This window comes from Pseudomonas sp. BS-2016, from assembly GCF_001806145.1.
In the GTDB taxonomy this organism is placed as follows: Bacteria; Pseudomonadota; Gammaproteobacteria; order Pseudomonadales; family Pseudomonadaceae; genus Aquipseudomonas; species Aquipseudomonas lundensis.
This window is the reverse complement of the sequence record NZ_MLCT01000196.1, coordinates 1-1,977: the sequence shown is the minus strand read 5'-3', so window position 1 is coordinate 1,977 and position 1,977 is coordinate 1. Positions and strand designations below refer to the sequence as shown.

At 62.3% G+C, this 1,977-nt stretch carries 2 protein-coding genes; both read left to right on the top strand.

Annotated elements, in window-relative coordinates; all coding sequences use genetic code 11:
* Position 1: 1 nt before the first annotated feature.
* Positions 2–736 (top strand): TOBE domain-containing protein, encoded by a 735-nt coding sequence (locus BKD70_RS23725; RefSeq protein ID WP_256543298.1) that lies wholly within the window; start codon positions 2–4, stop codon positions 734–736.
* Positions 737–815: 79 nt separating this feature from the next.
* The coding region (locus BKD70_RS23720; protein ID WP_139145838.1) for a PhoX family phosphatase at positions 816–1,977 on the top strand (1,162 nt) is incomplete at its 3' end.

Sequence of the window (1,977 nt, the reverse complement as noted above, 5' to 3'; positions counted from 1 at the left end):
CATCATCCGCCGCCCCCAGCGTATTGCCTTGCTGGGGCATATCGCCGAGCAGGGCTCCATCACCCGTGCGGCCAAGAGTGCCGGGTTGAGTTACAAGGCCGCCTGGGACGCCATTGATGAACTGAACAACCTGGCGCAAAAACCGCTGGTGCAACGCAGCGTCGGTGGCAAGGGCGGTGGCGGCGCCAAACTGACTCAGGAAGGCGAACGGGTGCTGCGCCTCTATCAGCGCCTGCAACTGCTTCAGGCCGAGATCCTTGGCTCGGACGAAGCGGCCAGCGACTTCAACCTGCTGGGCCGCTTGATGCTGCGCACCAGCGCGCGCAACCAATTGCACGGCCAGGTCAGCACCATAGAGAGCCATGGCCACAACGACATGATCCGCCTGCAATTGGCCGGCGGCCTGCACCTCGACGCACAGATCACCCACGACAGCACCCTGCGCCTGGAACTGCAGACCGGTGTGGAAGTAGTGGCCCTGATCAAGGCCGGGTGGCTTGAATTACTGGCGGACGGACAAGCTGAAACACTTGGACACAATTGCCTGGAAGGCAGGATCGAGACCATTCTCGCCGCCGAAGACGGCCCCAGCGAGGTGCGTATTGCCCTGCCTAACGGCCAAGTGTTGTGCGCGCTGGCGCCGCCCGTCGCACTCAAGGCCATTGATGCGGCGCAGGGCCAGCCGATCCGCGTGCAGTTTGCACCCAGCCATGTGTTGCTTGGCACCCCGGTGTAACGGGCGCGCGTCTTCAAGCTGCAACAATTCGGTCACAAGCGCTGCTTAAGGTGTCTGCAAAAACCTTAAGGAGCCTGTGATGAGCCTATTAGAAGAAAACCAAGCCACCGACCTTGAACAGATGGTGGGCCTGACCCGCCGTCGCTTTATCGGCGCAGGCGCCCTGTGCGGCGCCGCGATGTTTCTCGGCGGCAACCTGCTGAGCCGCAGCGCCCTGGCCGTGAATGCCGCTACCGCCAGCCCGTTGCTGGGGTTCACCAGCATCGCCGCCGCCACCAGCGACACCATCACCCTGCCACCGGGCTACAGTGCTTCGGTGTTGATCAGTTGGGGCCAGCCCCTGCACAACAACGCCCCGGCTTTCGACCCGTCCGGCCATGGCACCGCCAAGGCTCAGGAACAACAGTTCGGCGACAACAACGACGGCATGAGCCTGTTTCCATTCCCCGGCGACGACAACCGCGCGCTGATGGCGATCAACAACGAATACACCAACTATCGCTACCTCTACGCCCACGGCGGCGCGCCACAATCTACCGAAGACGTGCGCAAGGCCCTGGCCAGCGAAGGCGTGTCGGTGATCGAAGTGCGCCGCAAGGGTGACACCTGGCAGTTCGTCCAGGATTCGCGCTACAACCGGCGCATCCACGGCAATTCACCGATTCGTTTGAGTGGCCCTGCCGCCGGCCATGACTGGCTGAAAACCGGCGCCGACAAGAGCGGCAAAAAAGTCCTCGGCACGTTCCAGAACTGCGCCAACGGCAAGACGCCGTGGGGCACCTACCTGACCTGCGAAGAAAACTTCACCGACTGCTTCGGCAGCAGCAACCCGCAGCAAACCTTCGACGCAGGGCAGAAGCGCTACGGCGTGGTGGCCGCCAGCAAAGACATCAACTGGCATCAGCACGACCCGCGCTTTGACATGGCCAAGAACCCCAACGAACTCAATCGCCATGGTTGGGTGGTGGAAATCGACCCGTTCGATCCGCAATCCACCCCAGTCAAACGCACGGCCCTGGGGCGCTTCAAACACGAAAACGCGGCCCTCGCCGAAACCCGTGACGGTCGCGCCGTGGTGTACATGGGCGACGATGAACGCGGTGAATTCATCTACAAGTTCATCAGCCGCGATCAGATCAACCACAACAACCATAAGGCCAACAAAGACCTGCTCGACCACGGCACCTTGTACGTGGCGATCTTCGACGCAGGCGACGGTGATGCCGACCACCCCAAGGGCA